This is a genomic window from Mesorhizobium sp. M2A.F.Ca.ET.037.01.1.1, from assembly GCF_003998075.1.
In the GTDB taxonomy this organism is placed as follows: domain Bacteria; phylum Pseudomonadota; class Alphaproteobacteria; order Rhizobiales; family Rhizobiaceae; genus Mesorhizobium.
On sequence record NZ_RZSA01001175.1, the window covers coordinates 1 to 1,832 of the forward strand.

Here is a 1,832-nt window from a genome sequence, read left to right on the forward strand (position 1 = left end):
GGACGCGCACGCGCTCCACGCGCTGCTGGAAGAGGTGTTCGACGACGGCGCCGACGGGCCGTTCGACGACTGGTGGCCGCGCATTGCCGGCAACGCCGAGTTCGATCCCGCTCTCTGTTTCCTGGTCATCGACGGCAAGGGCCTGCTTGCGGGCGCGGCGCTCTGCTGGACATCCGGTTTCGTCAAGGACCTCGCCGTCCACCCGGAGTCCAGAAGGCAGGGCATCGGCGACGCGCTTATGCGGCACGTGTTCCTGATTTTTCGCGAGCGCGGGGCGACGCATGTCGATCTCAAGACCAACAGTGTGAAGAACACCGCGGCCTTCAGGCTCTACGAGCGGCTCGGCATGATCCCGGTCGACTGGGAAGGTTAATGGCGTCCCGGCATTGTGAACTCCTTCACATAGGCTGACGTTAGGGCATGCTAATGCGTCGTCGTGCCGGGCGGCCGATCGGCGGATCGACGCGGGCAAGGCGTCGGAGGCGGCTGTGCCGGCATGCGTCAGCCACTCCCAGACGGGCTCCGGGGCGGGGGTTTCGGAGCCCGTCCGCTTTCGTGAAAGCGGGTGAAGGAAAGCAGGACGCCGACGCGGTCGAGCCGACCGAGACGGCTTCACCCGACCTCTCAGCCCGAACCGGCGCATGAGCGCATGGAACCCTAAGCGGCATTGTGCATTCATCGCAGGGGCCTGGATGAGCCGCGACGCCGAGAGGGCACCGTCGGCCGCTGAGGGAGGCCCGCAATCCCGTGAAATTTGTTTGCGCGTACCTGGCGTTGGCCGCCGGCATACTGCTGGGCGCTGTCCAGGCGCGAGCCGTGGAACTGTCGATCGTGTCGGGCGACACCGGCAACGGCATCAAGGTGCTGCGCGAGATCCTCGACCTCTATGAGAAAAAGAGCGGCAACAAGGTCGACATCGTCGTCATCCCGCCTTCGACCACCGACCAGTTCGGCCAGTACCGGCTGTGGCTTGCGGCCGGCAGCAGCGATATCGACGTCTACCAGACCGACGTCATCTGGGCACCGCAGCTGGCCAGCCAACTGGTCGACCTGACGGAAGCGACGAGGGACTTGGCGGGCGCGCATTTTCCCTCCATCATCCAATCGCAGACGGTCAACGGCAGGCTGGTCGCGCTGCCGATCTTCACCGACGTGCCGGCGCTCTATTACCGCAAGGATCTGCTCGACAAATATGGCGCCAAGGTGCCGACCACCTGGCAGCAATTGCAGGACACCGCGAAGCTCGTCATGGACAGGGAGCGGGCGGCCGGCAACAAGGACATCTGGGGATACGTCTTCCAGGGCAATGCCTATGAGGGGCTGACCTGCAACGCGCTCGAATGGATGATGTCGAATGGCGGTGGCGGCATCATCGAGCCGGACGGCGAAATCTCCATCAACAATCCAAAGGCAGCCGCGGCGCTCGACAGGGCCAAGGGCTGGATCGGCACGATCGCGCCGCCGGGCGCGCTCGGCTATCAGGAGGAGGAAGCGCGCGGCGTCTGGCAGATCGGCAATGCGGTTTTCATGCGCAATTGGCCCTATGCCTATGCGCTCGGCAACAGCGAGAATTCGCCGATCAGGGGCAAGTTCGACGTGGCGCCGCTGCCGGCCGGCGAAGGCGGGCATCCGGTCGCGACATTGGGCGGCTGGAACCTTGCCGTCTCCAAATATTCGAAACATCCAAATGCCGCGATCGACCTGGTCAAGTTCATCGCCTCGCCCGAGATGCAGAAATACCGGACGCTCAAGACGGCCAACCTGCCGACCATCGCGGCGCTCTATGACGACCCCGACATTGCCAGGCAGCAGCCGATCGTGCCGCGCTGGAA

The 1,832-nt window shown here is 64.6% G+C and carries 2 protein-coding genes; both read left to right on the forward strand.

The features are described 5' to 3' along the window. A partial coding sequence (locus tag EOA27_RS34745) for a GNAT family N-acetyltransferase (protein ID WP_127258544.1) occupies window positions 1-373 on the forward strand: 373 nt, incomplete at its 5' end. 374 nt (window positions 374-747) lie between these two features. Beyond that, window positions 748-1,832 (forward strand): ABC transporter substrate-binding protein (locus EOA27_RS34750; RefSeq protein WP_145970772.1); only part of this gene is annotated, 1,085 nt, incomplete at its 3' end.